1 protein-coding gene and 1 pseudogene are annotated in these 1,355 nt (G+C 62.7%); both read right to left on the bottom strand.

Annotation, left to right across the window (positions count from 1 at the left end; genetic code table 11):
* The coding region (locus A9X04_RS05765; RefSeq protein WP_197509062.1) for a glycosyltransferase at positions 1-759 on the bottom strand (759 nt) is incomplete at its 3' end.
* 393 nt (positions 760-1,152) lie between these two features.
* Positions 1,153-1,355 (bottom strand): annotated as a pseudogene (locus A9X04_RS05760) (glycosyl transferase family 1); the annotation flags it as partial.

Genomic DNA, 1,355 nt, shown 5'->3' with positions numbered 1-1,355 from the left:
GCAGATCGGCGGCGATCCACCGGCGATCCACGATGCCACGTCCTCGTCGGCGTCCGTGGTCAACTCCATGGTCAGCGCGCCGACAAAGGGCCGTCGGTCGCCCCATTTCTTCGCCCATTCGGCGGCCAGCCCGGGAAAGCAGACTTCGTCATAGGCCTGGATCTCGAGCGAGCCGCGTTCGGCGATCCGCCGGGGCGAGGGTTTCGTGGCCGCGGGCAGTCCGAGCTCGCGGCGCTGTGCGTTCTCCACTTGCTTCGTCGAGCGCCAAAACAACCACTCGACCGTTTTCATGCCGGAGCGAAACAGCGGCGCCGGCACGCGCGGAACGAGCTGGCCGTTGGCCCGCATCGGAATGTAATGCAGCGTGGCCATCGGAATGCGGTAGTAGTCGGCGACGTTGATCGCGAGGTCCTGGTAGAGCTGTCCGGTGAAGATCAAATCGGCGCCGGCACCGACCGACATCAGTGACGAGCTCATCAGCTGCCAGTTCCGCAGCACCGGCTCCCATGCGTCGCGCATCAACTTGATGGGCCCGCGCACGAAATTCTTCCAGAAGTCGCGGATGAACTCGTCGCTCCAGAAGTCGTGCATGTCGGGTCCGTAGCCGATGGCCGCCAGGCCTGCTTCCTGCGCGAGCTCAACAAGATTGGGCGGGACGGCCATGCGGACTTCGTGCCCTCTGCGCGTCAGTTCCCGCCCGATAGCGAGGCACGGCTCTATGTCACCGCGCGTCCCGTAGCTTGCCACAGCAAATTTCATCGCGTTGTAACCTTAATCACTTTTCCCTTGCCCCGGCAACACTTCAGAGTAGGGTCTTTCGGCCCTAATTTCAGTCTCTCCCTTCCCTATTGGGATTGACTGTTTTCGTTGCATGGCATGGGGAATGAGGTTCCGCGAGCGGGCGAACCGGCAATTCCCACCGGGCGCCGTCGGGTGTGACGAAGCCAATATCATCGGCCCTATCCCCCCGACCATTGGACTGTGACGACCTTTGACGGTTTGACGCGACCCCCAGGCATCGTCGGCTGATCAGATATCTAGTGTGCCAGAAAGTGTGGTCCCGTGTCTCCAGAAGCGGCAACTAGTTCGGCGCCGGCGCCGGAGTCAGGACGCTGACAGTGCGGCACACATCCGCGCTGTCGGCTTTGCCGATCAGGCGCGACTCCGCGAGCCGGCAAACTTCTCCACCACGTCAGCGGCCTTGACAACGCTTTCAGCGGGTTTGGTCATGTGCCGGGCGATCTCTCGCGCACGCACGCCGTAATCCGGATCGAGTATCCGGCGCAGATCCGCCAACAACGACTCCCGGGTGGTGGCCGAAAACCGCCGCGTGGCACCAACTTTCAGCCGTTTGA

Origin of the sequence: Mycobacterium sp. E3247 (assembly GCF_001667785.1) — a bacterium.
In the GTDB taxonomy this organism is placed as follows: Bacteria; Actinomycetota; Actinomycetes; order Mycobacteriales; family Mycobacteriaceae; genus Mycobacterium.
Note: the sequence above shows the minus strand (reverse complement) of the source record. Positions and strands in the feature narration are given on the sequence as shown.